22 protein-coding genes and 5 tRNA genes are annotated in these 25,580 nt (G+C 72.2%); 9 read left to right on the top strand and 18 right to left on the bottom strand.

Features of this window, described 5'->3' with window-relative positions; all coding sequences use genetic code 11:
- Position 1: 1 nt before the first annotated feature.
- Complete coding sequence (locus ACWC97_RS28870; RefSeq protein ID WP_450652433.1) at positions 2–574, bottom strand: TetR/AcrR family transcriptional regulator; 573 nt, start codon at positions 572–574, stop codon at positions 2–4.
- Positions 575–683: 109 nt separating this feature from the next.
- Between ACWC97_RS28870 and ACWC97_RS28875 the strand changes: the two genes are divergently transcribed.
- Positions 684–2,336, top strand: a complete 1,653-nt coding sequence (locus ACWC97_RS28875; RefSeq protein WP_450652436.1) for a carboxylesterase/lipase family protein — start codon at positions 684–686, stop codon at positions 2,334–2,336.
- Here the strand turns inward: ACWC97_RS28875 and ACWC97_RS28880 are convergent.
- The 7 genes from ACWC97_RS28880 to ACWC97_RS28910 all read right to left on the bottom strand — a co-directional run bounded on the left by ACWC97_RS28880 (position 2,264) and on the right by ACWC97_RS28910 (position 8,213).
- The gene (locus ACWC97_RS28880) at positions 2,264–3,481 is read right to left on the bottom strand and encodes a mannosyltransferase family protein (protein ID WP_450652438.1); all 1,218 of its coding nucleotides are present in this window, start codon (positions 3,479–3,481) and stop codon (positions 2,264–2,266) included. The genes ACWC97_RS28875 and ACWC97_RS28880 overlap by 73 nt on opposite strands.
- A gap of 31 nt (positions 3,482–3,512) precedes the next feature.
- Complete coding sequence (locus ACWC97_RS28885) at positions 3,513–3,947, bottom strand: hypothetical protein (RefSeq protein ID WP_352279765.1); 435 nt, start codon at positions 3,945–3,947, stop codon at positions 3,513–3,515.
- Entirely contained in the window at positions 3,940–4,437 is a 498-nt protein-coding gene (locus tag ACWC97_RS28890; RefSeq protein WP_450652440.1) for a SigE family RNA polymerase sigma factor, read from the bottom strand. Before ACWC97_RS28890 ends, ACWC97_RS28885 begins: the two co-directional genes overlap by 8 nt.
- A 119-nt stretch (positions 4,438–4,556) precedes the next feature.
- Positions 4,557–4,835, bottom strand: coding sequence for a hypothetical protein (locus ACWC97_RS28895; protein WP_450652441.1), 279 nt, complete (start codon positions 4,833–4,835; stop codon positions 4,557–4,559).
- A 102-nt stretch (positions 4,836–4,937) separates the two neighbouring features.
- Positions 4,938–5,011 (bottom strand) — tRNA-Lys (locus ACWC97_RS28900).
- A gap of 117 nt (positions 5,012–5,128) precedes the next feature.
- Entirely contained in the window at positions 5,129–7,357 is a 2,229-nt protein-coding gene (locus tag ACWC97_RS28905; RefSeq protein WP_352279769.1) for a DEAD/DEAH box helicase, read from the bottom strand.
- 208 nt (positions 7,358–7,565) lie between these two features.
- A complete protein-coding gene (locus ACWC97_RS28910; RefSeq protein WP_352279771.1) occupies positions 7,566–8,213 on the bottom strand; it encodes a hypothetical protein in 648 nt (215 codons plus the stop codon).
- Positions 8,214–8,346: 133 nt separating this feature from the next.
- Here ACWC97_RS28910 and ACWC97_RS28915 point away from each other — a divergent pair, with 133 nt between their 5' ends.
- From ACWC97_RS28915 to ACWC97_RS28930, 4 genes are all read left to right on the top strand, one after another.
- Positions 8,347–8,697 carry a metallopeptidase family protein gene (locus ACWC97_RS28915; RefSeq protein WP_352279773.1) on the top strand — a complete coding sequence of 117 codons (351 nt, stop codon included), beginning with the start codon at positions 8,347–8,349 and terminating at the stop codon, positions 8,695–8,697.
- 156 nt (positions 8,698–8,853) lie between these two features.
- Positions 8,854–8,926: transfer RNA gene (locus tag ACWC97_RS28920), tRNA-Glu, on the top strand.
- A gap of 39 nt (positions 8,927–8,965) precedes the next feature.
- A tRNA-Asp gene (locus ACWC97_RS28925) sits at positions 8,966–9,040 on the top strand.
- Between the two features lie 27 nt (positions 9,041–9,067).
- Positions 9,068–9,144, top strand: a tRNA-Phe gene (locus tag ACWC97_RS28930).
- Between the two features lie 38 nt (positions 9,145–9,182).
- Here ACWC97_RS28930 and ACWC97_RS28935 read toward each other — a convergent pair.
- From ACWC97_RS28935 to ACWC97_RS28945, 3 genes are read right to left on the bottom strand one after another with little or no spacing between them, the layout of a single operon-like run.
- Positions 9,183–10,034 carry a cytochrome c biogenesis CcdA family protein gene (locus ACWC97_RS28935; protein WP_450652444.1) on the bottom strand — a complete coding sequence of 284 codons (852 nt, stop codon included), beginning with the start codon at positions 10,032–10,034 and terminating at the stop codon, positions 9,183–9,185.
- Positions 10,031–10,852, bottom strand: coding sequence for a DsbA family protein (locus ACWC97_RS28940; protein WP_450652446.1), 822 nt, complete (start codon positions 10,850–10,852; stop codon positions 10,031–10,033). The genes ACWC97_RS28935 and ACWC97_RS28940 overlap by 4 nt, the downstream gene beginning before the upstream one ends.
- A 57-nt stretch (positions 10,853–10,909) precedes the next feature.
- Positions 10,910–11,443 carry a hypothetical protein gene (locus tag ACWC97_RS28945; protein WP_450652448.1) on the bottom strand — a complete coding sequence of 178 codons (534 nt, stop codon included), beginning with the start codon at positions 11,441–11,443 and terminating at the stop codon, positions 10,910–10,912.
- A 157-nt stretch (positions 11,444–11,600) separates the two neighbouring features.
- Between ACWC97_RS28945 and hrpA the strand changes: the two genes are divergently transcribed.
- Positions 11,601–15,536 carry an ATP-dependent RNA helicase HrpA gene (gene hrpA, locus ACWC97_RS28950; RefSeq protein WP_450652450.1) on the top strand — a complete coding sequence of 1,312 codons (3,936 nt, stop codon included), beginning with the start codon at positions 11,601–11,603 and terminating at the stop codon, positions 15,534–15,536.
- A 199-nt stretch (positions 15,537–15,735) separates the two neighbouring features.
- Positions 15,736–15,810, top strand: a tRNA-Asp gene (locus ACWC97_RS28955).
- Positions 15,811–16,669: 859 nt separating this feature from the next.
- Here the strand turns inward: ACWC97_RS28955 and bldC are convergent.
- The gene (gene bldC, locus ACWC97_RS28960; RefSeq protein WP_003949541.1) at positions 16,670–16,876 is read right to left on the bottom strand and encodes a developmental transcriptional regulator BldC; all 207 of its coding nucleotides are present in this window, start codon (positions 16,874–16,876) and stop codon (positions 16,670–16,672) included.
- Positions 16,877–17,489: 613 nt separating this feature from the next.
- Positions 17,490–18,332, bottom strand: a complete 843-nt coding sequence (locus ACWC97_RS28965; protein WP_450652451.1) for a hypothetical protein — start codon at positions 18,330–18,332, stop codon at positions 17,490–17,492.
- Between the two features lie 177 nt (positions 18,333–18,509).
- Between ACWC97_RS28965 and ACWC97_RS28970 the strand changes: the two genes are divergently transcribed.
- Both ACWC97_RS28970 and ACWC97_RS28975 read left to right on the top strand, forming a co-directional pair.
- Complete coding sequence (locus ACWC97_RS28970) at positions 18,510–19,601, top strand: Leu/Phe/Val dehydrogenase (RefSeq protein WP_352279780.1); 1,092 nt, start codon at positions 18,510–18,512, stop codon at positions 19,599–19,601.
- A 347-nt stretch (positions 19,602–19,948) separates the two neighbouring features.
- Positions 19,949–20,203 (top strand): DUF3073 domain-containing protein, encoded by a 255-nt coding sequence (locus ACWC97_RS28975; RefSeq protein WP_148837076.1) that lies wholly within the window; start codon positions 19,949–19,951, stop codon positions 20,201–20,203.
- Positions 20,204–20,347: 144 nt separating this feature from the next.
- Here the strand turns inward: ACWC97_RS28975 and purM are convergent, their stop codons facing one another.
- The 5 genes from purM to ACWC97_RS29000 form a co-directional block, all read right to left on the bottom strand.
- A complete protein-coding gene (purM, locus tag ACWC97_RS28980; protein ID WP_352279783.1) occupies positions 20,348–21,421 on the bottom strand; it encodes a phosphoribosylformylglycinamidine cyclo-ligase in 1,074 nt (357 codons plus the stop codon).
- A 60-nt stretch (positions 21,422–21,481) separates the two neighbouring features.
- A complete protein-coding gene (gene purF / locus ACWC97_RS28985) occupies positions 21,482–23,008 on the bottom strand; it encodes an amidophosphoribosyltransferase (protein WP_352279784.1) in 1,527 nt (508 codons plus the stop codon).
- A 340-nt stretch (positions 23,009–23,348) separates the two neighbouring features.
- Positions 23,349–23,873, bottom strand: a complete 525-nt coding sequence (locus ACWC97_RS28990) for an META domain-containing protein (protein ID WP_450652454.1) — start codon at positions 23,871–23,873, stop codon at positions 23,349–23,351.
- Between the two features lie 46 nt (positions 23,874–23,919).
- Positions 23,920–24,720 (bottom strand): maleylpyruvate isomerase family mycothiol-dependent enzyme, encoded by an 801-nt coding sequence (locus ACWC97_RS28995; protein ID WP_352279787.1) that lies wholly within the window; start codon positions 24,718–24,720, stop codon positions 23,920–23,922.
- A gap of 100 nt (positions 24,721–24,820) precedes the next feature.
- Entirely contained in the window at positions 24,821–25,486 is a 666-nt protein-coding gene (locus ACWC97_RS29000; protein ID WP_450652456.1) for a TetR/AcrR family transcriptional regulator, read from the bottom strand.
- Positions 25,487–25,580 lie beyond the last annotated feature (94 nt).

The following is a 25,580-nucleotide window of genomic DNA, read 5'->3' on the forward strand; positions in this document are numbered from 1 at the left end:
GTCAGCGCGCGAGGTCGGCCAGCGCGCGCAGCCCCTGGAGCACCTCGGCGGCGGACGGTGCCGACTCCGGGTCGCCCAGGTGCTGGATCATCACGCCCGACATCAGCGCGAGCTGCACGCTGCCGAGGGTCCGTACCGACTCTTGCGGCACCGCGTCCTCCGGCTCGCTCCGCAGGATCGCCGCCATCCCGCGACGGCCCTCGGCCATGCCGGCGGCGAGCGGGGCGCGCAGCTCGGGCCTCCGTCGGGCCTGCATGAACAGCTCCATCGAGGCCGTCCACAGATCGGGGTGGGCGGTGCAGTCGGCGATCAGGTTCTCCCAGATCCGCTCGAACGCGCGCTGCGCGGACCCGTCGGCGTCCCGGGCCAGGGCCCGGCCCATGGAGTCGCCCCACTCGTCGAGGATCTCGAACAGGGCCTGGTTGAGGAGGGCTTCGCGCGAGCCGTAGTGGTAGCCGATCGCGGCCATGCTCACGCCCGCCGCGGTGGCGATGTCCCGGACGGTGCTGCGGTCGTACCCCTTCTCCCGCAGGCACTGCTTGGCGCCGACGAGCAGGGCTTCACGGTTCCCCATGCCCGGCAGCCTACACCGCCTGAGGCGGATGCATCAGACGTACGTATAAGGCGAGTGATTCAGGCGAACGCATTGCGCGATCGCCCAAATCTGTCTAGCGTGCTCCGGCATGAGACACACCAGGAGCGTTTCCCAGTGGCTGGTCACCGCGCTGGCGCTCGGGGGACTGGCCCTCGGCCTGACCACCCCCGGAGCCGCGGCGGCCGGAACGCCGCGCACGGACGGCACCGGCACCGTCGTCGACACGACCGCGGGTACCGTCCGCGGCACCCGGAGCGGGGAGCTGACCAGCTTCCGGGGCATCCCCTACGCCGCCCCGCCGGTGGGCCGGCTGCGCTGGACCCCGCCCCGGCCGCCCGCCCCCTGGACCGGGGTGCGCGACACGACCCGGCCCGGCGCCCCGTGCGCCCAGCCGGCCGGCCTCCCGGTCGGCACGCCCAGCGAGAACGAGGACTGCCTCTACCTGAACGTCACCGCCCCCGCCCACGCCGACGGCCGACTGCCCGTCATCGTCTGGATCCACGGCGGCAGCCTGATGTACGGCAGCGGCGACATGTACGGCCCCGACCGGCTGGCCTCGGCGGGAGCCGTCGTCGTCTCGGTCAACTACCGGCTGGGGGTGATGGGCTTCCTCAGCTCCACCGCCGTCGCCGGGGCGGACGGCCTCGGTCTCCAGGACCAGCAGGCGGCGCTGCGCTGGGTCCGCGCCAACGCGGACTCCTTCGGCGGCGACGCGCGCAACGTCACGGTCATGGGGCAGTCGGGCGGCGGCTACAGCGTCTGCGACCACCTCGCCTCACCCGCCTCGGCCGGCCTCTTCGACCGGGCCGTCGTGCAGAGCGCCCCCTGCGCCACCGGTGGCACCCGGACCCGGGCCGAGGCCGACGCCGACGCCCGCCGGATCGCCACCGCACTCGGCTGCGAGAGCGATCGGCGGGCCACCGAGGCCTGCCTGCGCCGGGCCACCCCGGCCGAACTGCTCGCGGCGTACGGCCCGTTCAACGAACCCCGCCCCGTCGCCGGCACGGAGCTCATGCCGCTGACCCCCGCCGAGGCGCTGCGCACCGGCCGCTTCCACCGGGTGCCCGTCCTCGTCGGCGTCGATCACGACGAGGAGCGCGGCCGTGTCCTGGGCCGGGAACTGGCCCCGGGCGGCGCACCGATGAAGCCCGAGGAGTACGAGCCCGCCGTGCGCGAGGCGTTCAGCGACCGGGCCGGGGCCGTCCTGCGCCGCTACCCGCTCTCCGCCCGGCCCTCGGCGGGCGAGGCCCTGGCCACCGTCCTGACCGACGCGTCCTGGTCGGTGCCGACGCTGGACACGGCCCGGCTGCTGTCCCGGTGGACCCCGACCCGGGCGTACGAGTTCGCCCAGCGCGACACCCCCTGGTTCGAGGGCTACCCGGCGCCGAGCTTCGCGTCGCGCGCCCAGCACATGTCGGAGCTGGCGTACCTCTTCGACCTGGACCTGTTCGAGGACGTGAAGGCCGGTCAGGCCGCCTTCCGCGACCGGCTGATCCGCACCTGGACCGGGTTCGCGGCCTCGGGCCGCACCGACTGGCCCGCCTTCCGGGGCACGGAGGGGCACGTCCAGACCCTGTCGTCCACCGACTGGGGCCGCGCGGACTTCGTCCGGGACCACCGGTACCGCTTCTGGACGAGGACCGCGCCCCGCACCGGAACCGGTACGGCTCAGCCCGCCCAGCGCCCGGACAGGAAGGTGACCGCGACGACCGCCGAGAGCGGCGCCACCACCGCGAGGTAGGCGGTCGTCACCCGGGGCCTGCGCAGGCTCCAGGCCGCGAGACCGGCCCACAGCGGCCACCACAGCAGGGTCGCGCGGGGCAGCGAGGTGTACCAGTACGAGGTGCCCAGCGCCCACAGGCTGAGCGCGATGTACACCGCCTCCGCCCAGCGCTGCCGCCGCAGCAGCACCCCGCACAGCACCAGCCCGACCACCATGGTGAGCAGTTCGGCCTGGCACATCAGGGCGTACCCGAGGGACTGGGCGTGCCCGAAGGCGGCGTGCCAGGTGTTCTGCCACGCCTCCCAGGGGGTGTGGAAGTCGCGGTACCAGCCCCGCTCCTCCGCGTGCTTCCAGGCCATCCAGTCGCCGGTGTGCGCGTGCAGGTACCAGCTCTGGAGCAGCGGCGGCAGGGCGGGCAGCGCCAGCCAGGGCACCCGCCACCAGTGGCCGGGGGCGCGGGCGGTCGTCAGGAAGTGGACGGCCAGGGCCGCGGCGAGGAAGAGCCCGCTGACCCGGACCGTGGTGGCCAGGCAGACGAGGACGGCCGCCCGCGCCCACTCCTGGCGCCGGGCGGCCAGCCAGGCGGGCAGCGCGAAGGCGAGGAAGAGCGCCTCGGTGTACCCGGCGGCCAGGAACACCGCGCACGGCGACAGCAGGAAGAACAGCGCCGCCCGCGACCCCGCCGCCCCGCCCCGCTCGGGCCGCGGCGCGTACGACCGGGCGATCCGGCCCAGCGCGAGCACGGCGACACCCCCGGCGACGAACGAGATCAGCGCCCCCGCGGCGGGCCAGCTCGGCACGACGGTGTGCACGGCCCGCAGCAGGAACGGGAAACCGGGGAAGAACGCCTCCCGGTTGTCCCACCCCGCGCTCCACGGCCCCCGCCCGTCGGGGAAGTACCCGGACTGGGCTATGTGCAGGTAGTGCCACCAGTCCCAGCGCTGCCACGACGAGAAGAACGAACCGGCGTACCGGGCCTTGCCGTCGTCGGCGAACAGCCACCGGGTGCAGTACGCGGTGGTCCAGATCCCCACCCGGGTCAACAGGTACAGCCACAGCACCTCACGGTCCGCCGCCCCCGGCCACGGCACACGCGCCGCCGCCCGCCCCGCCGCCGGGGTCGCCGGCCGTACATCCCGCCTGGGCGGGTTCAGAAGACTCACGGCAGCTCTCCCGCGCTCGGGGACGGGTGGTTCACGACGGCGGGGACGTGACGCTCCGACTGGGAGTGTCCGGTGTCCCCGTCGGGCTCTCCCGGGTCGAGGGCGCCCGCGTGGGCGGGCTGGTGCTCGGCGGAGCGGTCTCCGTCGCCCCGGTCCGGGGCGGCTCGGTGGTCTCCGGGGCGGCGGGCGAGGACGTCGACGGCGTGGGCATCGAGGGCGACGGGGACGGCGACGGCGTGGTGGCCGGAACGGTCCTGCCCGGACCGCTCGGCAGCAGCGGGACCACCGCCGCCCCCGCACCCGACAGGACCAGACAGGCCCCGACGGCCAGCCCCACCATCCGGCGCCGCCGCACCCGGTCACCACGCGCGGTGATGTACGAGACCGGCGCCGACCGCGCACGGGACTGCCCGGCCTCGGCCGCCTCCTTGAACAAGGACCTCAGCGGGTCGTGGGGATCAGACACAGGGCCCCTCCTCGGTACGCGGATCGTGCAGACGGTGCGAGAGCGAGGCCCGGCCCCGGGCCAGATGCGTCTTGACGGTGCTGGCCGCCAGGCCGGTCTCCAGGGCGATCTGCTCGACGGTCAGATCGCAGACGTAGTGCAGCGCCAGCGTCCGGCGCTGCTTGGGCGGCAGCCCCCGCAACGCCTCCACCAGCGCCACCGACTCCGGCCCCGGCGGCTCCGCGTGCGGCGGCGCTCCCCGGCGCGACCACGCCTCGGCCGCCCGCCGCCGCCCCCGCCACCGGCTCACCGCCAGCCGCCACGCGACCGTACGGATCCACGCCTCCGGCTGCCCGTCACGATCGAGCTGGCGCCGCCGGCTCCACCCCTTGACGAAGGCCTCCTGCACCACGTCCTGCGCCTCGTGCTGATCGCCGAGCATCACGAACAACTGCCCGGTCAGCCGGGTAGCCGTCTGCGCGTAGAACTCTTCGAACTCCTCGACGGTCAACGATCACAACTCCTGGCTCTCCCGGATCTCACCCCGCATACGCCCGGCCCCCTCCATCCGGACGACACGGATCCGGAAATAACCGGGTGACCGTGATCACACCACCCCGGACCCAAGGATCACCGAAACTCCCCGTCCGCCCCCACGTCACCACCGTCCGGCCCACCGCCCTGGCCGATCCGCCGCAGCACCTCGTCGCCCTGGACGACGCCCACGTCGCTCAGGACCCGCGCCGAGTCAGCTGCGTCCGGCGCCGGTACGGGCCGGGGTGCCTTCGATGCCGTACGGGGCGTCAGCTTCACCGTCCGGCCAAGCTGGTTGCCCGCGCTCCTGGGCACGAACGGTGCCGGGAAGACCCCGGCCGTCGAGTCGCCGGAGGGGCCGGCCCCCGCCCTCACCTCGCCGAGTACCAGTGCCGCCCCACACAGAAGCGCCCCACCTGGTCGGAACCAGGTGGGGCGCTTCGTACGGTTCGGGCTCACGCCCACCGCTGCCGGCGGTAGGCCGTGTGGGACTCGAACCCACAACCAACGGATTAAAAGTCCGCTGCTCTGACCAATTGAGCTAACGGCCCCTGACCGATCACCCCTGAGCATAGCCCGCCGGGGCCCGGTGGCCGATCGGGTATCGGTCATCGGGCCCCGGCAGGGCGGAAAATCGGGGATCCTCGGCGGATCCTCGGGCTCAGGCGTCAGCCGTTGCGCTTCCAGCGGGGCTTGTCGTCGCGGCGGCCGAAGGAGCCGCTGTTGGAGCCGCCCCGGTAGTCGTCGCGGCGGCCGGTCGGGCGGTCGCCGCCGCCGGAGCGGTAGCCGCCGGAGGGACGGTCGTCGCGGCGGTCGCGGTTGAACGGACGGTCGCCGCCGCCGGAGCGGTAGCCGCCGGACGGGCGGTCGTCGCGGCGGAAGCCGCCGGAGGGGCGGTCGTCACGGCGGTCGCGGTTGAACGACGGGCGGTCGTCCCGGCGGTCGTCGCGGCGGAAGCCGCCGGACGGGCGGTCGTCGCGGCGGAAGCCGCCGGAGGGGCGGTCGTCACGACGGTCGCGGTTGAACGACGGGCGGTCGTCGCGACGGTCGAAGGAACGGCCACCGCGGTCGTCCCGGCGGTCGCCGCCGGAGCGGAAGCCACCCGAGGGGCGGTCGTCGCGGCGGAAGCCGCCGGAGGGGCGGTCGTCACGACGGTCGCGGTTGAACGACGGGCGGTCGTCCCGGCGGTCGTCGCGGCGGAAGCCGCCACGGTCGCCACCGCGGTCGCCGCCCCGGTTGTCCCGACGCTCGAAGTTGCCCCGGTCGTCCCGGCGGTCCTCGCGGGCCGTGGGCTGCTCCGGCACGGAGACGGCGGCCTCGATCGCGGCCTCCGCCTCGGCGGCGGCCTCGGCCACCGCGGCCTCGGGGTCCTCGCCCCGCTCGCGCGCGGCCCGGGCCACCAGGCGGTCCGCCTCGTCGCGCAGCTCACCGGCGCGACGCTGGACGCGCTCCAGCTGCTTCGTCAGCTCGGCGACCTCGCGCTCGGCCTGACGGGCGGCGTTGGCGGCGGAGTCGGCCTGGACCTCGGTCAGCGAACGGGCACCGGTGATCTCGGCGACCTCCGGGTCGAAGGCGCCCGCGCCGCCCACGATGTGACGCGAGGCGTCGACGCCCGCGTCCTCCATCAGGCGGAAGATCTGACGGCGCTGGTGCGGCAGCGCCAGCGAGACCACGACACCGGACTTGCCGGCCCGGGCGGTACGGCCCGAGCGGTGCAGGTAGTCCTTGTGGTCACCGGCCGGGTCCACGTTCAGCACCAGGTCGATGCCGTCGACGTGGATACCGCGGGCGGCGACGTCGGTCGCGACGAGCGCGTTGACGTAACCGTCCTTGAAGTCCGCGAGGACCCGGGTGCGGGCACCCTGCGTCATGCCGCCGTGCAGCGCGTCCGCCTTGACGCCCGCCTCGACGAGCTGCTCGGCGATGCGGTCGGCGCCCAGCTGGGTGCGGACGAAGATGATGGTGCGGCCCTTGCGGGCGGCGATGGCGGAGGTGACCGGCGCCTTGTCCTTCGGCTTCACGACGAGGACGTGGTGGGTCATGGTCGTGACGTTGCCCTGGGCGCTGTCGACCTCGTGGCTCACCGGGTTGTCCAGGTAGCGCTTGACCAGCGTGCCGATCTCGTTCTCCATCGTGGCGGAGAAGAGCATCCGCTGGCCGCCGGCCGGGATCTGGTCGAGCAGCTCGGTGACCTCGGGCAGGAAGCCCAGGTCGGACATCTGGTCGGCCTCGTCGAGGACGGCGACCTGGACGTTCTCCAGGGAGCAGGCGCCCCGGTTGATGATGTCGCGCAGCCGGCCCGGGGTGGCGACGAGGACGTCGACACCGCGCTCCAGCGCGTAGATCTGGTTGCCCATCGACGTACCGCCACAGACGACCTTCATCCGCAGGCCGAGCACGTCGCCGTACGGCTGGAGCGCGTCCGCGACCTGCATCGCGAGCTCACGGGTCGGGGTGAGGATGACGGCGCGGGGCTTCTTCTTCTCGGTGTGCCCGTCGGCCAGCGCGGCCAGGGTCGGCAGACCGAAGGAGAGCGTCTTGCCGGAGCCGGTACGGCCACGGCCCAGGATGTCCTTGCCTGCCAGGGCGTCCGGGATGGTCGCGGCCTGGATCGGGAACGGGGCTGTCACACCGTTCTGCGCGAGCTTGCGGACGATGCCCTCGGGCAGGCCCAGGTCGGCGAAGGTGATGGACGGCTCGGCCGGAGCGTCCTCGGCGTCGTCGCTCGCGGCCTGCTCGGCCGACTCGACGCGCTCGGCGTTCTCGGTGCTCTCGATCTGCTCGGCCTGCTCGGCCTCGTTCGCGGCGTTCTCGACGTCCGCGAGGGCGGCGACGACGTTCTCGTCGTTCTCGACGTTCTCGGGCAGGACGGTACGGTCAGAACTGGAAATTGACATGCGAAATGCGAAACCTTCCGGAGTCTCGGCACGCGCCCGTAACTCCGTGATTCGCAATTTCGACCGCCTCAATGCGGTCCAGCCACGGCAAGGGAGAGTACGCGCCACACGGCGCGCTTCTGTTTCGGCGCCGGGCAATGGGATCAAACGATCTACTACCATACGCACTCCTCCCCACATCGCGCAAACCGGCCTTCCGTGACCTGCGCTACACCGGCTCCGTCCGAGGCCCCGCCCCGGGCTCCTCCTGGGGTGATGCCCCGGGCGGGACCTTGGACGGGACCCCGGGCGTCCGCGCCGTCGCCGGCTCCGGCTCGAAGCCCGGCACCCCGCCGTGGAGCCACGCCGCGGGCGAGGCGGACGGCAGCGGCGGCGTCCCGGGCGGCTCCGGGTCGGTGGAGGCCGGCGGCTCGGGGTCCTTCGGTCCGGAGGACTCCGGGGGCTCCGGCTCCTGCGGCACGACGGGCCCGGGCTTCGAGGGCGGGGGCGGGGCCGGCGCGCCCCGGGGTGGCTCGCCCGCGCCGCCCGCCCCCGTCGCCGTACCCGTGTCCGCGCCGGGGGGCACGCCCGGCGCGGCCGGGGAGGCGGCGGCCTTGCCGGGCTCCGGGGAGTGCGTGCCGTCCCGCTCGGAGTGCGCCTGGGCGCCGCCGACGGCCCGGACCCGCCCGGCGCCCGCCACCGTGCCACCGTCCGGCCGGGCCGCGCTCCCGCCGTGCCCGGCCGAAGGTGACGGCGACGGCGAGGGGGACGGCGAGGGTTCGGCGCCCCCCTCCCCGACGCTCATGCAGCCGGTGGACGCGGCGACCGTCACGGCGACGACGGCCGCCCAACGGGCGGGTACGGGCAGCTGGCGCACGGAAAGTACCTCCGGGGTACGTACGGAACAGGGGAGCGGGCGGGAAGGAGGGCGGGCGCCGTGCCCAACTCCTGCCACCCCGCCGGAGACACGCCCCACCCGGAACCGTCCTCGCTCGCGGAGAATGGGCCGTGTGCTGGAGATGACGCGAGAAGCCTTCGAAGAGCTGGTGGCCGACGCCCTGGACACGATCCCGCCCGAGCTGACGCGGATCATGGACAACGTGGCGGTCTTCGTCGAGGACGAGCCGCCCGCCGACGACCCCGAGCTGCTGGGCCTCTACGAGGGGACTCCGCTCACCGAACGGGGTGAGTGGTACGCCGGGGTCCTCCCGGACCGCATCTCGATCTACAAGGGGCCGACGCTGCGCATGTGCGAGACGCCGGACGAGGTGGTCCACGAGGTCGCCGTGACCGTGGTCCACGAGATCGCCCACCACTTCGGCATCGACGACGAGCGCCTCCACGAGCTGGGCTGGGGCTGACCGGGGACCGGCGGCGGACCCGCCCCGGCACCCGGCCCCCGGGCGGGTCCGCGTCGCCTTCGCGCCCACGCCGTAAACCGTTTTGGCGATAGCCGCCGCCATCCCATATGCTTCTCACGTCCCCGACGCGCTGGAAAGCGCGCAGGTGGGCCCTTAGCCCTCATCGTCTAGTGGCCCAGGACGCCGCCCTTTCAAGGCGGTAGCACGGGTTCGAATCCCGTTGGGGGCACGCTTTACCGTGTGCGAGACTTGTCTCGCACATTAGCTTGGTCCTGTGGAGCAGTTTGGAGTGCTCGCCACCCTGTCAAGGTGGAGGCCGCGGGTTCAAATCCCGTCAGGACCGCTTGCAGATCGCCTCGGCGAACTGCGTGGCTGGGTAGCTCAGTTGGTACGAGCGATCGCCTGAAAAGCGATAGGTCGCCGGTTCGATCCCGGCCCCAGCCACCACCCGAAGGCCCCGTCCGATGGACGGGGCCTTCGCCGTGTCAGACCTCCTCCCGGTCCGCCGTGTCCACGCCGCCCCGGCCGCGCCACGCCCGTACCGCGAGAACCACCAGCACCACCGCGACCACGCCCACCAGGGCCATGGCGTCCGGGACCCGTTCACCGATGCGCTGGGCCCACTGCTCGACGGCGAACGAGTCGTCCACGTCCAGCAGTCCGGGCAGTGCGGTCGTTCCGTCGTACGCGAGGAACAGCACGCCGAGGGCGATGAAGAAGAGCCCGGAAAGCAGGGTCGTGGTGTGCAGCTCGAAGCGGCCGATCCGGAAGGACCGGCCGCGCAGCCAGGCCCGTCGGCCCAGGTCGAAGCGTTCCCAGAGCAGCGCGAGCACGAAGAGCGGCACCGCCATGCCCAGCGCGTAGACGGCGAGCAGCAGCCCGCCGTAGACCGGGCTGCCGCTGACCGCCGCCACGGTCAGGACGGAGCCGAGGATCGGCCCCGCGCAGAAGCCGGCCAGCCCGTAGACCGCCCCCAGGGCGTAGACCGACAGGGCGGTGGTGGGGCGGATGCGGCCGCTGAGGGCGGCGATCCGGCGGGAGGCGAAGCCCAGGCCGACGATCTGGGCGACGCCCAGCGCGATGATCAGCCAGCCGGCGCCGAGGACGAGCGCGTCCCGGTGCCGGTAGAAGAGCCGCCCGGCGAACGAGCCCGCCGCGCCGAGCGGGACCAGGGTGGTGGCCAGCCCGGCGTAGAAGATGCCGGTACGGGCCAGCAGCCGCGAGGCGGAGTCGACGGAGTAGGCGAAGAAGGCGGGCAGCAGCAGCGCGCTGCACGGGCTGACCAGGGCGAGCAGCCCGCCGAGGAAGGCGGCGAAGTAGCCGATGTCCGCGGTCACTTGGCGCCCTCCGAGGCGCCGCGCTCCGGGGAGTCCTTCGCGTCCTGCCGTGCGCGGGCCTTCTCGGCGGCGGCCTCGATGGCCGAGGTGAAGGTCTCCATGGGCTGGGCCCCGGCGATCGGGCGGCCGTTGACCAGGAACGACGGGGTGGAGGTCGCGCCGATCCCGTATCCCTGCTCCTGGTCCTTCGCCACGGCGGCGGAGGCGGCGTCGCCGTCCGCGTCGCGGACGAAGCGGTCGAGGTCCGCGACTCCGGCCTCGCGGGCGAGGGCCTTGAGCCGGTCCTTGCCGAAGCCCTTCTCCTTGGCCCCCTCGGCGTACGCGGCGGCGTGGAACTGCCAGAACCGGCCCTGCTGCCCGGCGGCCCAGGCGGCGCGGGCGGCGGCCTCGGACTCGGAGCCGAAGATCGGGAAGTTGCGCCACTCGATGCGCAGGGTGCCGTTCTCGACGTACTTCTTCACCAGGGCGGGCTCGGTGTCGCGGGCGAACTTCGCGCAGTAGCCGCACTTGAAGTCGGCGTACTCGATCAGGACGACGGGTGCGTCGGCGCGGCCCTGCGCGAGCTTGTCGCCGGCGTCGCGGCGGGCGAGCTTCTCCAGCTCCGGGTAGACGCCGGCGTCCGGCTCGGCGCTGGCGTCGGCGACCGCGGCGGAGCCGGAGCGCTGCTGGTCGGGGGCGGTGGCCCGGTAGGAGACGAAGCCGAGCAGCACGGCGGCGAGGACGACCCCGGTGCCGTAGAGCACCGGCTTCCGGAACGAGGCCCTGCGCGCGGACGGGGACGCGGAAGGGGCGGAGGAGGGGGACGGGGACTTGGGCATGCGTGACTCCGGGCTGGTGGATGCGGAAGAGAAGGAGGAGGCGGAGGAGGCGGTCTCCTACACCCTCAGCACGGAGAGCTCTACGGGGGTGGGGGCGGCGGCCACGGGGGCGCGCTGCCCCAGCCGGGCGGGCGGACGGGCCGCGGCCTCCCCGACGGCGACGGGCAGCCCCCATCCCGCGAGGCCGGGCGCCTGGTCGTACGCGGAATGGGACCGGCCGGGGAGGGCGGGGGTGTCGTCGTGCTTCCTGGTCCGGCCGCAGCCGGGCGTCGGGCGCCGGTCGGAGTCCGACGCGGCCACGGGGGCATCCGGGTCCGCCGGGTGCGCGGCTACCTGGACGTCCGGGCCTGCCAGGTGCGCGGCCGCCGGGACGGCCGGGCCCGTCGAGCGCGTGGCCACGCGGACGTCCGGCTCCGTCAGGTGCGCGCCCGCCCGGACGTCCGGGTCCGCCGGGTGCGCGGCCGCCGGGGCCGTCATGCCCGCCACGGCCGGTGCGGTGGTGGTCCCGGCGTCGGCCCTGCCCGGTCCGCAGAACAGCCCCAGTACGACCGCGAGCACCGCCGTCAGGCAGTACCACTGCGTACGGGACACGGCACGACCGGCCTTTCCTCGGCTCCTCGACGGGTGGTCAGCTGCCCGAAATGGTACGTGCTGTGATCCGGCCGCTCCGAGCGGTGCCCGGAGGTGACCCGGACCGCACGAAATGCGTTCGCCGTTCCTCGCGCCCGGGTGAGATCCTGGGCTCCGTATGTCTACTTCCTTCGCTGATCTCCAGAACCGGCTCGGAGAGATCCCGCTCCGCGACGCCCACCGGCTCGGCCGCCGTCTCGAAGGGGCGCGCCGCATCCGCAAGCCCGAGGCCCGGCAGGCCGTGCTGGACGAGATCGCCGCCGAGGCCGGCAAGGCGGCCGAGCGGCTCTCGCTGCGCGCCGCCCGGGTGCCGGCCGTGTCGTACCCGGAACAGCTTCCGGTCAGTCAGAAGAAGGACGAGATCCTCGAAGCGATACGCGACCACCAGGTCGTGATCGTCGCCGGGGAGACCGGCTCCGGCAAGACCACGCAGATCCCGAAGATCTGCATGGAGCTGGGGCGCGGCGTCCGGGGCATGATCGGCCACACCCAGCCGCGCCGGATCGCGGCCCGTACGGTCGCCGAGCGCGTCGCCGACGAGCTGAACACGCCGCTGGGCGAGGCGGTCGGCTGGAAGGTCCGCTTCACCGACCAGGTGAACCCCGACGCGACGTTCGTGAAGCTGATGACGGACGGCATCCTCCTCGCGGAGATCCAGACCGACCGCGAGCTGCGCGCCTACGACACGATCATCATCGACGAGGCGCACGAGCGCTCGCTCAACATCGACTTCCTCCTCGGCTATCTGGCCCGGCTGCTGCCCAGGCGCCCGGACCTGAAGGTCGTCATCACCTCCGCGACGATCGACCCCGAGCGGTTCGCCCGCCATTTCGGTGACGCCCCGATCGTCGAGGTCAGCGGACGTACGTACCCGGTCGAGGTGCGCTACCGCCCGCTCCTGGAGGAGGACGGCGACGACGCCGACCGGGACCAGATCACCGCGATCTGCGACGCCGTCGACGAGCTCCAGGCCGAGGGCCCCGGCGACGTCCTGGTCTTCCTCTCCGGCGAGCGCGAGATCCGGGACACCGCCGACGCGCTGAACAAGCGGAACCTCCGGCACACCGAGGTGCTCCCGCTGTACGCCCGGCTCTCGCACGCCGAGCAGCACCGGGTGTTCCAGCGCCACACCGGGCGGCGGATCGTGCTCGCGACCAACGTCGCCGAGACCTCGCTGACCGTCCCCGGCATCAAGTACGTGATCGACCCGGGCACCGCCCGCATCTCCCGTTACAGCCACCGCACCAAGGTCCAGCGGCTGCCGATCGAGCGGATCTCGCAGGCCAGCGCCAACCAGCGCAAGGGCCGCTGCGGCCGTACGTCGGACGGGATCTGCATCCGGCTGTACTCGGAGGACGACTTCCTGACCCGGCCGGAGTTCACCGACCCGGAGATCCTCCGTACCAACCTCGCCTCCGTCATCCTCCAGATGATCGCGGCCGGGCTCGGCGACATCGAGAAGTTCCCCTTCATCGACCCGCCGGACCACCGCAACATCCGCGACGGCATCCAGCTCCTCCAGGAGCTCGGCGCGCTGGACCTGGAGGAGAAGTCCTCCCGGGAGGGGAAGAAGGGGCAGCGGCTCACCGAGCTCGGCCGGAAGCTCTCGCAGCTCCCCGTCGACCCGCGCCTGGCCCGCATGGTCATCGAGGCCGACCGCAACGGCTGCGTCCGGGAGGTCATGGTCATCGCGTCCGCGCTCTCCATCCAGGACCCGCGCGAGCGGCCCTCCGAGAAGCAGACCCAGGCCGACCAGCAGCACGCCCGCTTCAAGGACGAGACCTCCGACTTCCTGGCGTTCCTCAACCTGTGGCGGTACGTCCGCGAGCAGCAGAAGGAGCGCGGCTCCTCCAGCTTCCGCCGGATGTGCAAGCAGGAGTACCTGAACTTCCTGCGCATCCGCGAATGGCAGGACATCTACTCCCAGCTGCGCACGGTCGCCAAGCAGCTCGGCATCCACCTGAACGAGGAGGACGCGCCGGAGCAGGCGGTGCACGTCTCGCTGCTCTCCGGGCTGCTCTCGCACATCGGGCTGAAGGACACCGAGAAGAACGAGTACCTGGGCGCGCGGAGCGCCAAGTTCGCGATCTTCCCGGGCTCGGCGCTCTTCAAGAAGCAGCCCCGGTTCCTGATGTCGGCCGAGCTGGTCGAGACGTCCCGGCTGTGGGCCCGGGTCAACGCCAAGGTCGAGCCGGAGTGGATCGAGCCGCTGGCGCAGCACCTCCTCAAGCGCACCTACAGCGAGCCGCACTGGGAGAAGGACCAGGCGGCCGTGATGGCGTACGAGCGGGTCACGCTCTACGGGGTGCCGATCGTCGCCCAGCGCAAGATCAATTTCGGCCGTATCGACGCCGAGACCTCCCGCGACCTGTTCATCCGCAACGCCCTGGTCGAGGGCGACTGGCGGACGCACCACCAGTTCTTCCACGACAACCGCAAACTCCTCGGTGAGGTCGAGGAGTTGGAGCACCGCGCCCGCCGCCGCGACATCCTGGTCGACGACGAGACGCTCTTCGACTTCTACGACCGGCGCATCCCCGAGCACGTGGTCTCCGGGGCGCACTTCGACTCCTGGTGGAAGCACAAACGCCGGGACGAGCCGGACGCGCTGGACTTCGAGCGCTCGATGCTCATCAACGAGAAGGCCGGCGCCGTCACCAAGGACGACTACCCGGACTCCTGGCGCCAGGGGAAGCTCAAGTTCAAGGTGACGTACCAGTTCGAGCCGGGCGCGGACGCCGACGGGGTGACCGTCCACATCCCGCTCCAGGTGCTCAACCAGGTCACCGCCGAGGGCTTCGACTGGCAGATCCCCGGTCTGCGGGAAGAGGTGGTCACGGAGCTGATCCGCTCGCTGCCCAAGCCGATCCGCCGCCACTACGTCCCCGCGCCGAACTACGCCGACAAGTTCCTCGACCGGGCCGTACCGCTCCAGGAGCCGCTGACGGTGACGCTGGCGCGGGAGCTCCAGCGGATGGTCGGCGTTCCGGTCACGGCCGACGACTTCGACCTGGACCGGGTGCCGGACCACCTGAAGATCACGTTCCGGATCGTTGACGAGCGGCGCCGCAGGCTGGCCGAGGACAAGGACCTGGAGGCGCTCAAGCTCCAGCTGCGCCCGAAGGCCCGTCAGGCGCTCTCCAAGGCCGCCGCGGCCACCGCCGGCCCCTCGGGCGAGTCGATCGAGCGCTCGGGCCTCACGGACTGGACGATCGGCACGCTGAACAAGGTCTTCGAGACCCGCCGGGCCGGTCAGCCGGTGAAGGCGTACCCGGCCCTGGTCGACCAGGGCGACACCGTCGCCGTACGGCTCTTCGACACCGAGGCCGAGCAGCGGCAGGCGATGTGGCTGGGCACCCGGAAGCTGATCATGCTGAACGTGCCGGTGAACCCGGCCAAGTTCGTCTCCGACCAGCTGACCAACCAGCAGAAGCTGGCCCTCTCCCGCAATCCGCACGGCTCCGTCCAGGCGCTCTTCGAGGACTGCGCGACGGCGGCGGCCGACCGGCTGATCGGCGTCCACGGCGGACCGGCCTGGGACGAGGAGTCGTTCCGGAAGCTGTACGACAAGGTGCGCACCGACCTCGTCGCGCTGACCGAGCACACGGTGAAGCAGGTCCAGCAGGTGCTGGCCGCCTGGCAGTCCTGCGAACGGCGGCTGAAGGCCACCAACAGCCTGGTCCTGGTCGACAACGTCGCCGACGCCCGCGACCAGCTCGCCGCTCTCGTGCCGCCCGGCTTCGTCACGAAGACCGGTCTGCGCAGGCTGCCCGACCTGATGCGCTATCTGGTCGCCGTGGACCGCCGGCTCCAGCAGATGCCGACGGCCGCCCAGCGCGACACCACGCGCATGGAGAAGGTCCACGAGATGCAGGACGAGTACGCCTGGCTGCTCGAACAGCTGCCGCAGGGCAGGCCGGTGCCGCAGGAGGTCCTGGAGATCCGCTGGATGATCGAGGAGCTGCGGGTGAGCTACTTCGCCCACGCCCTGGGCACCGCGTACCCGGTCTCCGACAAGCGGATCGTGAAGGCGATCGACGCGGCGGCCCCCTGACCCGGACGGGGACGGCTCCGGGGGCTCTCGCCGGGGCCGTCACCGGGGGCGGGAAGGGGCTCTGAACGGGCCTGGGGACCGACCGCGCGTGCTGTTTTGGCCGTGACCGGACCGCCACCATCGGTGAGTTCGACCTGACCCTCTGACCTGCTGTACAGTCTGATCTCGCAGCCAGCCGAAAGGCCGAAGCGAAAAACCTGGTCCTGTGGAGCAGTTTGGAGTGCTCGCCACCCTGTCAAGGTGGAGGCCGCGGGTTCAAATCCCGTCAGGACCGCAGTAACGAAAGCCCGGATCCTCTGGATCCGGGCTTTCGCGTGTTCGGCCGTGGGTTCGGCCGCCCCGAGCGGGCGGGCGTCCGTGGTGGCGCGCCGCCCCCGGCGTACCTTCCGTGTCCACCGGACCCGTCGTGCTCCGGGAGCCCTCCGCGCCCAGTGCGCTCCACGTGGCCTCGGTGCGGCTCCGTGGTCCCGCGATTCTGTGCGCGCGCCCCTGTGGCTCGTTCTGCGGCCCGCGACGGGCCGCCGTGCCGGATTCCGCCCCGAACCGCCGAACGCGGCCGCAGGGGCCCGGAGCGGGCCTTCCGCGCGCCAAGGACGAAAGTCCTGCGGGTCGGTGACCTATGGCTCCCCGATCCGCCTCCTCGTGGTGGCAGGCTCGTACACGACAGGGCTCTAGCCGTGTGACGCGAGTCACTCAATGAGTTTTGCGGAGGGTGGACCTTACACCCGTCCTACAACTAGCGAATTTAATATGTGCAATTGCACCGCCTGGGCAAGGGTGCCCGGAGAACATCCCCGACGGCCCTTCCCGGCCTCCTCGATCGAGCCGGAACACTCCCGAACAGACTCGCTCAAGCCTGCACTCGATCCGTTCGAAAACCGGGCGCACGGTTTGCTGTGGCGGCCCTGAAGGCCCCTCGGCGGACGCTCCGGCGGCCGGGGTGTCCGGTGACCGTGCGGGCACAAAAAAGATCGCGCTGGACCCGGCGGAGTCCAGCGCGATCGAACGACGCACCCGTATTTCACAGGTATGGCGCCCGTTGGGGCAGGCGCCCGTCATGTGGAGCTATGGGTGGGCCCGTACGAGTTGGGGGACTCGGAGGGCCCGGATGTAGCGGCGTGGCAGGGGGTGTGTCAGGCCTCGCTGCGCTGCTGCGGGATACCCGCAAGCAGTGCGCGGACCTCTGCCTCGCGGTACCGGCGGTGTCCACCGAGCGTGCGGATGGACGTGAGCTTGCCGGCCTTGGCCCAACGGGTAACCGTCTTCGGGTCCACGCGGAACATCGTGGCAACCTCAGCCGGGGTCAGCAGCGGCTCGGCATCAGGGGTGCGAGCGGTCATGAGCGGCCTCCTCGGGAGAACCGAACCATCTCGGTTCTTTCCTCTAAATTCTGCACCTTGACCCGCGTTGCCCGAAATGGCGGACGCGGGCCGAGTCGGTTATAGGACGAACGGCTTGTCCTCGGCACTACAACTACACCATCCGTCCAGCCACGTCGGCCAAACCGATGGAATTGCCCTCCCAGGTGTTCATCAGCGACGGAAGCCGATGGACCATGCCATAGCGGACAGTCACCCCGCAGTGACGATCAGTCACAGAGCGATCAGGAGCCATCAGACCCCCCATAGCGTGCAATGCAGAGCATTCCGCCCTTAGTTGGACGGAGAGAACCCACCCCGGGGTCCTTGTCCTATTTTGGCATGAGGGGTGGGGAACGGCGCAAGAGCCCATTTAGTGCCGTCCATCACGCTTGAGTCAAAGGCCCGGTTCAGGACGTAGGTCCTGCGGTCGCAGAAGTGTGATTCTGCCTCTTCAGCCTCACTGATCACAGTGAACACGTCGACACCTGCGGATGTCGGCCCGTCCACAGCCCGGCAGGGGCCCACCCGATCGCCCGCCCGCGCCCGCCCGCGGCCCGGGCGAGGCCGCTCCGGGCCGCTCGTCCGGCGCCCGTCAGTTCGCGAACTGACGGTCCCTCACCGCGCGCCAGCGCTCGGCCAGCCGTCCGTACGCCTCGCTCGCCACCTCGGCGTCCCCGGCCCGCAGCGCCGCGATGCCCTCCGCCACGTCGGCCGCCGACCGGTCCGCGGCGAGGTGCTCCGCCGGGAGCGCGTGCACCAGGCCGCCGTAGTCCAGCTCGACCAGCGCCCGCGGGTGGAACTCCTCCAGCCAGCGCCCCACGTCGACGAGCCCTTCGGTCAGCGGGCCCTCCGCCATCGACTCCCGCAGCGCCTTCAGCCCGCGGGCCAGCCGACGGCGGGCCTGCACCATCGGCGTCCGGTACCGCAGCACCGGCACCGCGCCGTCCCCGCCCGCCGTGTGCTCCCGTTCCTCGTCGGAGAAGAGCACGAACCACCGCACCGGCACCTGCCACAGCGCGGTACGGATCCACGGCCGGGCGTCCGGATTCCGCTCCGCCCACCGCTCGTGGTCCGCCATCGCCTGCCCGCGCACCACCGGCGGCAGCACCGTGTCGAGCACCGGCGCGGGGAACAGCTCGACCAGCCCCTCCATCGCCAGCCAGCCGCGCAGCCGGGTCCGCCACGGGCAGACGCACACCACCCCGTCGACCTCCGCGACGAACGCGTCCCCGCTCTCGTGCGCCGGCACGACGGCGGGCGGGGTGGCCGCCAAGTCGGCCAGCGAACGGCGCAGTTCGTCCTGGGCCGTGGGCGTCCCGGGCCGCACCGCGTACCGCGCCCAGTGCGCCCGCTCGGGTTCCGGGAAGGCGGCCAGCGGCTCGTACACCCGGAGATAGGCCGCATAGGGGACGAGTACCGAAGACACCACCGACATGCAGCAGATCGTGTCACGCGCGTACTCCGCAGGGGGGTGATCCCGGGCACCACGGCCGAACCGCGTCCTCGCAGGACATACGCTCGTGCCCGGTCGGACCGGCCGTGTGCCGGCCCGACCGCGGCCCTCCCCACCTTCAGGAGGGTCGTCGCCGCTTCGTACTTGGGAGTCACCACAGTGACCGATGTGACCGGCGCGCCCGTCGACGTTCTGCAGACCCTGTTCCACTCGGAGCAGGGGGGCCACGAACAAGTCGTGCTCTGCCAGGACCGGGCCAGCGGGCTCAAAGCCGTCATCGCCCTCCATTCCACCGCCCTGGGCCCGGCCCTCGGCGGCACCCGTTTCTACCCGTACGCCTCCGAGGCGGAGGCCGTCGCGGACGCGCTGAACCTCGCGCGCGGCATGTCGTACAAGAACGCCCTGGCCGGGCTCGACCACGGTGGCGGCAAGGCCGTCATCATCGGCGACCCCGAGCGGATCAAGTCGGAGGAGCTGCTGCTGGCCTACGGCCGGTTCGTGGCCTCGCTCGGCGGGCGTTACGTGACGGCCTGCGACGTCGGCACGTACGTCACCGACATGGACGTGGTCGCCCGCGAGTGCCGCTGGACCACCGGCCGCTCGCCGGAGAACGGCGGTGCCGGCGACTCCTCGGTGCTCACCTCCTACGGGGTCTTCCAGGGCATGCGGGCCTCCGCCCAGCACCTCTGGGGCGACCCGACGCTGCGTGGCCGAAAAGTGGGGGTCGCCGGCGTCGGCAAGGTCGGGCACCACCTGGTCGAGCACCTGCTCTCGGACGGAGCGGAGGTCGTGATCACCGACGTCCGCGAGGAGTCCGTGCGCCGGATCACCGAGCGCCACCCCGAGGTCGCGGTCGCCGCCGACACCGACGCGCTGATCCGTACCGAGGGCCTCGACATCTACGCCCCGTGCGCACTGGGCGGCGCGCTGAACGACGAGACCATCCCGGTGCTCACCGCGAAGGTGGTGTGCGGCGCGGCCAACAACCAGCTCGCGCACCCCGGCGTGGAGAAGGACCTCGCCGACCGGTCGATCCTGTACGCACCCGACTACGTGGTGAACGCGGGCGGGGTCATCCAGGTCGCCGACGAGCTGCACGGCTTCGACTTCGACCGGTGCCGCGCCAAGGCGTCGAAGATCTTCGACACCACGCTGGCGATATTCGCACGTGCGAAGGAGGACGGCATCCCGCCGGCCGAGGCGGCCGACCGGATCGCCGAGCAGCGGATGGCCGAGGCCCGCCGCCGCTGACGGTGCCGGACGCGTCACCCCGCGTCCGCACCGCATGTCGCGACACGATCGCGACACCCTCCGTGACACCTGTGGTCCACCGACCCGTCGGCCGGCGAGAGAAGACTCACGCCGGTCGGCGGGTCGTATGCCAAGAAGAGGTTAAAATCGCAGTTGACCAGCGAGGACGGGGCTCCTCGCGGGTCTGCTTCCGGGGCGCGTGATGCGGGCGGCGTACCGTATGGCCACGGAAGCAGGTACCGTTGAAGCCCTACGGGCGCGGTCTCTCAGCCGAGAGTCCGTGCTGAAACATGAACGCGTGTCAAGACTCTGGGGCCGTCGAGCCCCGTCACCGAGGGGGTCGAGCCATGGGGCGCGGCCGGGCAAAGGCCAAGCAGACCAAGGTCGCCCGCCAGCTGAAGTACAGCACCGGCGGGACTGACCTGTCGCGTCTGGCCAATGAGCTGGGCGCATCACCTTCTAGTCAGCCACCGAACGCGGAGCCGTTCGAGGACGACGAAGAGGATGACCCGTACGCACAGTACGCGGATCTGTACAACGACGACGAGGACGAGGACGAGGACGACAAGTCCGGTCCGTCGTCACAGCGCCGCGGCGCTTGACCTCGCGCTGACACATCAACCCGGTCCGGGCCTGTCCCGGACCGGGTTCTGTGTTGCTCCGGTCCGGGGCGGGTGAACGGCTTCCGCCGTCCCCCGGCCGCCGGGGCCTGTCGGCCGTACGGCGGTCGGGGGAGCGGTGGGGACCTAGCGGGCGTACCCGCCGACGAGCTCGGCGCCCGAGGTGTGCTCCCCGCGCGCGACGATCTCGCCCGCGACCCAGGAGTCGACCCCGCGGTCGGCCAGCGTGGTGAGGGCGGCGTCCACGGAGTCGGCGGGGACGATCGCGATCATGCCGACGCCCATGTTCAGCGTCTTCTCCAGCTCCAGCTGCTCGACCTGTCCGGTGCGGCCGACCAGGTCGAAGACCGCGCCGGGCGTCCAGGTGGAGCGGTCGACCCGGGCGTGCAGACCGTCCGGGATGACCCGGGCCAGGTTGTTGGCCAGGCCGCCGCCGGTGACGTGGCTGAAGCCGTGCACCTCGGTGGTGCGGGTGAGCGCCAGGCAGTCCAGCGAGTAGATCCGGGTGGGCTCCAGCAGCTCCTCGCCCAGCGTGCGGCCGAACTCCTCGACCTGGCGGTCCAGCGACCAGCCGGCCCGGTCGAAGACCACGTGCCGGACCAGCGAGTACCCGTTGGAGTGAAGTCCGGAGGACGCCATGGCGATCACCACGTCACCCTCGCGGATACGGTCCGGGCCCAGCAGCCGGTCGGCCTCGACCACGCCCGTACCGGCACCGGCGACGTCGAAGTCGTCCGGGCCGAGGAGGCCGGGGTGCTCGGCCGTCTCGCCGCCGACCAGGGAGCAGCCCGCGAGGACGCAGCCCTCGGCGATGCCCTTGACGATCGACGCGACCCGCTCGGGGTGCACCTTGCCGACGCAGATGTAGTCGGTCATGAAGAGCGGTTCGGCGCCGCAGACGACCAGGTCGTCGACGACCATGCCGACGAGGTCGTGGCCGATGGTGTCGTACACGCCCATCTTGCGGGCGAGGTCGACCTTGGTGCCGACGCCGTCGGTGGCGGAGGCGAGCAGCGGACGCTCGTAGCGCTTGAGCGCCGAGGCGTCGAAGAGGCCGGCGAAGCCGCCGAGGCCGCCGAGGCCCGCGACCTCGGGGCGCTGCGTCTTCTTCACCCACTCCTTCATCAGCTCGACGGCGCGGTCGCCGGCCTCGATGTCGACGCCCGCTGCCGCGTAGGAAGCACCTGTTGTCTCAGACATGGCCTGGGATCTTTCGTGTGGAGATACGGGGCTGGTGGCCGGGGGTGTACGGCGGAGCCGTCACGGGCGGCGCAGCGCGTCGGACGCCGCGGTCGCCGCCGGGCCTGCCGCCAGTTCGGTCTCCAGCAGTTGCTTGCCGAGCAGCTCGGGGTCGGGGAGCTCCATCGGGTACTCGCCGTCGAAGCAGGCGCGGCAGAGGTCCGGCTTGGCGATCGTCGTCGCCTCGACCATGGCGTCGAGCGAGATGTACGCGAGCGAGTCGGCCCCCATCGACGTGCCGATCTCCTCGACGGACATGCCGTTGGCGATCAGCTCGGCGCGGGTCGCGAAGTCGATCCCGAAGAAGCAGGGCCACTTGACCGGCGGGGAGGAGATCCGGATGTGGATCTCGGCGGCACCGGCCTCGCGGAGCATCCGGACCAGCGCGCGCTGGGTGTTGCCGCGGACGATCGAGTCGTCGACGACCACCAGGCGCTTGCCCTTGATGACCTCGCGCAGCGGGTTGAGCTTGAGGCGGATGCCCAGCTGCCGGATGGTCTGGGACGGCTGGATGAAGGTGCGGCCGACGTAGGCGTTCTTCACCAGTCCGGCGCCGAACGGGATGCCGCTGGCCTCCGCGTATCCGATGGCGGCGGGCGTGCCGGACTCCGGCGTCGCTATCACCAGGTCGGCCTCGACCGGGGCCTCGGCGGCGAGCCTGCGGCCCATCTCCACCCGGGAGAGGTAGACGTTGCGCCCGGCGATGTCGGTGTCGGGGCGGGCCAGGTAGACGTACTCGAAGACGCAGCCCTTCGGCTTCGCTTCCGCGAATCGCGAGGTGCGCAGGCCGTTCTCGTCGATGGCGACGAGTTCGCCCGGCTCGATCTCGCGGACGAAGCTGGCGCCGCAGATGTCGAGGGCGGCGGACTCGGAGGCCACCACCCAGCCGCGCTCCAGCCGGCCGAGGACCAGCGGGCGGATGCCCTGCGGGTCACGGGCGGCGTAGAGGGTGTGCTCGTCCATGAAGACGAGGGAGAAGGCGCCCCGCACATCGGGGAGCACCTTCGCGGCGGCCTGCTCGATGGTGAGCGGCTCACCGTCCTCCCCGGTCTGGCCGGCGAGCAGGGCGGTCACCAGATCGGTGTCGTTCGTCGCGGCGACCTGGGTGGCGCGGCCGTCCCTGCGGGGCAGCTCGGCGACCATCTCGGCGAGCTGGGCCGTATTGACCAGGTTGCCGTTGTGACCCAGGGCGATCGAGCCGTGCGCGGTGGCACGGAACGTCGGCTGCGCGTTCTCCCACACCGAGGCACCGGTGGTGGAGTAGCGGGCATGACCGACCGCGATATGGCCCTGGAGCGATCCCAGAGACGTTTCGTCGAAGACCTGCGAGACCAGTCCCATGTCCTTGAAGACCAGGATCTGCGACCCGTTGCTCACTGCGATGCCCGCGGACTCCTGTCCACGGTGCTGCAGGGCATACAGTCCGAAATAGGTGAGCTTGGCGACCTCTTCGCCCGGAGCCCAGACACCGAAGACGCCGCATGCGTCCTGGGGGCCTTTCTCTCCGGGGAGCAGGTCGTGGTTGAGTCGTCCATCACCACGAGGCACGCCACCGAGTGTAGGCGAGATCGACCACTGGTCCGAATTCGGGACAGCGGGCCGGACCACCGTGGAAGCGGTCCGGGCGGCGGCCCCGCCCCCCTTCCGGTCGGTCACTCCGCGTGACATCCGGTGGGTCGTGGGAGGGGGGCCGATCGGGCCACGGAGCGGTGAGCGCCCGGATCAGGGCCCGGTTACCGTCGAGTTCCGGCCACCCTGCTTTCGGCGTCGGCGGGCCGGGGTGGTGGCGCTCGGTGAGGCGTCCGGGGGTCCGGCGCACGGGCCGACCGAACGCGCGTTTCGTGGCGAGCCTCACACCGCGAGGTCCGGGCCCGAGGGGCCAAGGGGCTCAGGGAGCGGGGGTGGCGGCGGGTTTCCCTGCCGTGGCGGTGAACGCCCCGCCGTCCGCCGCGGTGAGGGTGAGGGTGCGCGGACCGGTCCGGTACGTCGTTCGCCCGTCCAGGATCGTCATCAGGGTGCGCTCCAGTTCCATCCGGGGGTCGGGGCACATCATCTTGGTGCCTTCCAGCGGGCCCAAGGTGATGGTGGAGCCGCTGATCCTCGCGGTTCCGCGGACCGAGTTGCAGCCCAGGGTGCCGCGGACGGAGCCGTCCTCGCCGAAGGTCAGCCGGGCCTCGCCCTCCGCACCCGGGGGCAGGGGCCGGTGCGGGGCGTCCGGGCCGGACTTCAGGGACGCCACGGTCCAGGTGGTGCCGGTGAGCGGGGTGGCGGGTGAGGAGGGCGGGGCGACGGCGCCGGCCGCTCCGGGGCCGTCGGTCCGCTCGGTTCCGCAGGCGGTGAGGGTGAGCAGGACGAGGGAGGCGAGAGCGGCCGCGGCCGTTCCCGGGGGCGGGGTCGTTCGGCGGGTGCGCATGGCGCTGGGACGGCGCGGCCCGTGCGCCGGTTCCCCGGGCCTTCGCTCAGCCCATCAGGGGCAGCAGCGCGGCGAGGTCGGCCCGCTCCCCACTGGCGTCGACCTTCGCCCCGTCGAGGGCCCGCGCCCACTCCGTACGCCCGGTGGCGAGCCGGATCCAGGTGAGCGGGTCGGTCTCGACGACGTTGGGCGGGGTGCCGCGGGTGTGCCGGGGGCCCGGTACGCACTGGACGACCGCGAACGGCGGCACGCGCACCTCGACGGAGCCGCCGGGCGCCTTCTGCGCGAGGGCGTCGGCGAGAAGGCGCGTACAGGCGGCGAGCGCCTGCCGGTCGTACGGGATGTCGAGCCCGGTCGCCTCGTTCAGGTCGTCGGTGTGCACGACCAGCTCGACGGTGCGGGTGACGAGGAAGTCGGCCAGCCGCATCGCCCCGACCCGCGTCGGCAGCAGCCGTTCGTCGTCGGCCCCGGGCGCGACCTCGTCGAACCGCTCCGCGGTCCGCGCGTACAGCGCCTCCAGGTCGGGGTGGTCCAGGGCGAGCTTCTTGGTGTCGTCGGCGATGCCGGCCGCCAGGTCCGCGGTGGCCAACGGCCACTCGACGAGCGCCAGGACCGGGGTCCCCGCGGCGGGTTCCGGCAGCTCCAGGGAGCGCGGGACGGCCGAGACCGCCAGCGTGAGGTGGGCGGCCAGATCGCGCACGGTCCAGTCGCCGAGCCGGGTGGGCCGGGCGAGCTGCTCGGGCGTCAGCGTGCGCACGGCTTCCCGTACCTGGGCGAACTGGGCGAGGACCGCGGCGCGGGTCCTGGCCGGGTCGTAGCGGCGGGCGCGTTTCCGGGGCGGCTGCATGAGCGGGAGCTTAGGGCGTGTCCGGGGGATCGGGGCGTGCTCGGCGGATTATGGCCGAGGTCATCAGGCCGCAGGGGTCCGGGGTTACGGGGTCGCAGGGCTACGGGGTCCGGGCGTCCTCGTGCGCCGGAGGCCGGACCGCGAAGTCGGCCAGACCGGCGGCGAGCAGGCTGAAGCCGCGCTCGGCCAGCGCCACGGCGTCCGGCGCGATCGCGTCCGCCGGCTCGCCCGCGAGCAGCCGGACCTGGTTCGCGTGGATGAGGCTGTTGCGGGTGGCGATCAGCTGGGCGGCCGCGATCCGGGCGATGTGCGGGTCCTGCCCCTCCTCGACCAGGGCTTCGGCGAGCAGGTCGAAGGAGCGCATGGAGAACGCGTGCGCCCGGGTGAGCAGCGCAGGGGTCTCCACGATCAGCCGGCGCACACTGAGCGGCACCGGCGCGTCACTCATCCCGATCGAGGGATCGCGGTCCGCCACCCCGGCCAGGAACTGCCCGAGCACGGCCGCGAGGGCGGACTCGCCGGGGGCCCGTTCCCGGACCACGCGCGCGACGTCGCCGACATGCTCCGCCAGGGGGGAGAGGACCAGGTCCTCCTTGCTGGCGAAGTAGTTGAAGACGGTCATCTTCGAGACTTCGGCCGCTTCCGCGATCTCGGCGACCGAGACGTTGTCGAAGCCGCGCTCGGTGAAGAGTTCGCCGGCCGCGGCCAGCAGGCGGTGCCGCGTCTGGAGCTTCTTGCGCTCCCGCAGGCTCATCCCCTCGGTCATGGCAGCACTGTACCAGGATGAATCTTAATCCAAGATAAATTCTTGACTCACTATATTTTCTTGGGTCATGGTGGTGCCCTGCCACGGCGGCGCC

Source organism: Streptomyces sp. NPDC001108 (assembly GCF_053598535.1).

What these genes read in the sequence shown, in the direction of transcription:
- ACWC97_RS28870 (WP_450652433.1), bottom strand. Translation starts at nt 574, where the DNA reads ATGGGGAACCGTGAAGCCCTGCTCGTCGGCGCCAAGCAGTGCCTGCGG.
- ACWC97_RS28875 (WP_450652436.1), top strand. Translation starts at nt 684, where the DNA reads ATGAGACACACCAGGAGCGTTTCCCAGTGGCTGGTCACCGCGCTGGCG.
- ACWC97_RS28905 (WP_352279769.1), bottom strand. Translation starts at nt 7,357, where the DNA reads ATGTCAATTTCCAGTTCTGACCGTACCGTCCTGCCCGAGAACGTCGAG.
- ACWC97_RS28940 (WP_450652446.1), bottom strand. Translation starts at nt 10,852, where the DNA reads ATGCCCAAGTCCCCGTCCCCCTCCTCCGCCCCTTCCGCGTCCCCGTCC.
- hrpA (WP_450652450.1), top strand. Translation starts at nt 11,601, where the DNA reads ATGTCTACTTCCTTCGCTGATCTCCAGAACCGGCTCGGAGAGATCCCG.
- bldC (WP_003949541.1), bottom strand. Translation starts at nt 16,876, where the DNA reads ATGACCGCTCGCACCCCTGATGCCGAGCCGCTGCTGACCCCGGCTGAG.
- ACWC97_RS28965 (WP_450652451.1), bottom strand. Translation starts at nt 18,332, where the DNA reads ATGTCGGTGGTGTCTTCGGTACTCGTCCCCTATGCGGCCTATCTCCGG.
- ACWC97_RS28975 (WP_148837076.1), top strand. Translation starts at nt 19,949, where the DNA reads ATGGGGCGCGGCCGGGCAAAGGCCAAGCAGACCAAGGTCGCCCGCCAG.
- purM (WP_352279783.1), bottom strand. Translation starts at nt 21,421, where the DNA reads ATGTCTGAGACAACAGGTGCTTCCTACGCGGCAGCGGGCGTCGACATC.
- ACWC97_RS28990 (WP_450652454.1), bottom strand. Translation starts at nt 23,873, where the DNA reads ATGCGCACCCGCCGAACGACCCCGCCCCCGGGAACGGCCGCGGCCGCT.
- ACWC97_RS28995 (WP_352279787.1), bottom strand. Translation starts at nt 24,720, where the DNA reads ATGCAGCCGCCCCGGAAACGCGCCCGCCGCTACGACCCGGCCAGGACC.
- ACWC97_RS29000 (WP_450652456.1), bottom strand. Translation starts at nt 25,486, where the DNA reads ATGACCGAGGGGATGAGCCTGCGGGAGCGCAAGAAGCTCCAGACGCGG.